The following is a 1,795-nucleotide window of genomic DNA, read 5'->3' as shown; positions in this document are numbered from 1 at the left end:
CTCAGTGATCAGCCGCGTCGGCTCGCGCGCCGCCTGTCAATCTTGCTGGCTTAGGGAAGCGCCGATTTGTTGGCGCTTCCCTAGCGAGGAAACACTGTTACGAAATCCTGCCCACGTCCGCATACAGAACTGTTCAAGTGGCTCCGCAACGGGGTAAGGTGTCGGCGCCGCGGAGTGTTGGCGCGGCCGGGGTTTGCCGCTCCCCAGTGACGCCCACATCGCGTGGGGCGGCAGCAAAGAACCAAAAGAAAGGCGCTGTGGCACCTTGCGGCCACCTACGGTCTCGTGAGGCATGTTCCAGCGCACCCGTCTGTGGAGGAGGAAACCATTGACATCTCGACAGCATATCGCCGGCGGCGCTCTCGCAGCGTTACTCGCGTCGCTTGCGTCTGTCTCCGCGGCGGATGACGAACCATCACCGGCCCTCAGCTGGAACTGCGCCGGGTGCCATGGCACGGACGGTGCGAGCGCAGGCCCCATGGTGCCGAGCATCGCGGGCATGGATCCCCGCTACTTCATGCATCTGATGCAGGACTTCAAACAAGGCGAGCGTTACTCGACCATCATGGGACGCATCGCCGGGGGCTACGGCTTATTGGAATTGCGCGAGATGGCACGGTTTTTTGCCGGTCGGGAATGGGTGCCAGCTCGGGTGGCGGCCGAGGCTGACCTCGTAGCGGCGGGCGCAACGATCCATGAGGAGCACTGCGCGGAATGTCATGAAGATGCCGGGCGGTACCAGGACAAGGAGATTCCGCGCCTAGCTGGACAGTGGCCAGCATACTTGTTGTCGCAGCTGCTGGACTACCGCACAGAGCGCGTGCAAATGCCGCAGCCCGACAAAATGCGCAACCGACTCGCCAAGCTCAGCGACGCAGACCTGGCGGCGGTCAGTGCCTACTATGGGCAGGTGGATGCTACCAAGGCGCTCGCGCAGGACGAAACGGCAAACGGCGATTCGCATTAGGGGCGCCAGTCGCAGGTTTGGCGCGAGCGCCCCGGCGACTCCATCTAGCAGAGAAGTGGCGCGCGTCGGGCCGCAGCCCGCGCGTGCTGCTACTGCGTGGCGAGCCAGCCCGTGATGAGCTTCACTTGTTCGTCGGTGGGCGGGGAATCGCAGTTGCTCGGGGAATAGAATGCGGCGTGCATGAGCTTCGATTCTTCGCTCGTCCCCTCACCGCTCAGAATCTTGGTGGCGTTGGCGTACAACTCATCCGCGGGCTTCCCAGCCAGCTCCGGGACCAGCTTGCTGACGGGCGATTTACCATCGGCGCCATGACAGTTAGCACAGCCGTGAAATTTGAAGAGCTCCTGCCCAGACTGGTCGCTGGCTTCCTCAGCAAGAGAAGCGGCGGAGGCGGTCACAAGGGCGAGGCAGACGAGGCTCCTGGCAAAAGTGGTGTGCTTCATGGGCTTGGTCCTCTTTGGTAAACGTCGTTAGCACGTGGCCATGGGCTTGGCCCTGCCGGGAAGCATACCCTAGTTTCGTCCTGGGTTGCGGATGCAGCAGCGCGCATCCGTCCCTGGACTGGTCTGTACCTCGCGGCGCCGATCCCACCACGCCTGCGTCCGAGCCGTGGCCTCTGCGAAACGTCCCGTGCGACCGGCCTCCGCATCCATGGCACGCTTCAGCGCCCCGCGCGCGCCGACGGCGGAGCCTGCGCTCGTTGATGATCGACAGCCGAAACCCAGGGCAGTCGCGGCGTACACACGGGGACACACTGGCACCGGCTTGTGGCGGTGCATGATCGTCGCCCCCGGGATTTCTTGCCGCTGACGGGATACGCGGATGTCG

Annotated in this window: 2 protein-coding genes; one reads left to right on the top strand and one right to left on the bottom strand. The window is 64.0% G+C overall.

Features of this window, described 5'->3' with window-relative positions; all coding sequences use genetic code 11:
* Nucleotides 1–292 precede the first annotated feature (292 nt).
* Complete coding sequence (locus I6U14_RS15770) at nucleotides 293–967, top strand: cytochrome c (RefSeq protein ID WP_367115678.1); 675 nt, start codon at nucleotides 293–295, stop codon at nucleotides 965–967.
* A gap of 89 nt (nucleotides 968–1,056) precedes the next feature.
* Here the strand turns inward: I6U14_RS15770 and I6U14_RS15765 are convergent, their stop codons facing one another.
* Nucleotides 1,057–1,410 carry a c-type cytochrome gene (locus I6U14_RS15765; RefSeq protein ID WP_296900474.1) on the bottom strand — a complete coding sequence of 118 codons (354 nt, stop codon included), beginning with the start codon at nucleotides 1,408–1,410 and terminating at the stop codon, nucleotides 1,057–1,059.
* Nucleotides 1,411–1,795: the final 385 nt, after the last annotated feature.

This window comes from Thiohalocapsa sp. (genome assembly GCF_019695415.1).
Classification (GTDB): Bacteria; Pseudomonadota; Gammaproteobacteria; order Chromatiales; family Chromatiaceae; genus Thiohalocapsa.
Note: the sequence above shows the minus strand (reverse complement) of the source record. Positions and strands in the feature narration are given on the sequence as shown.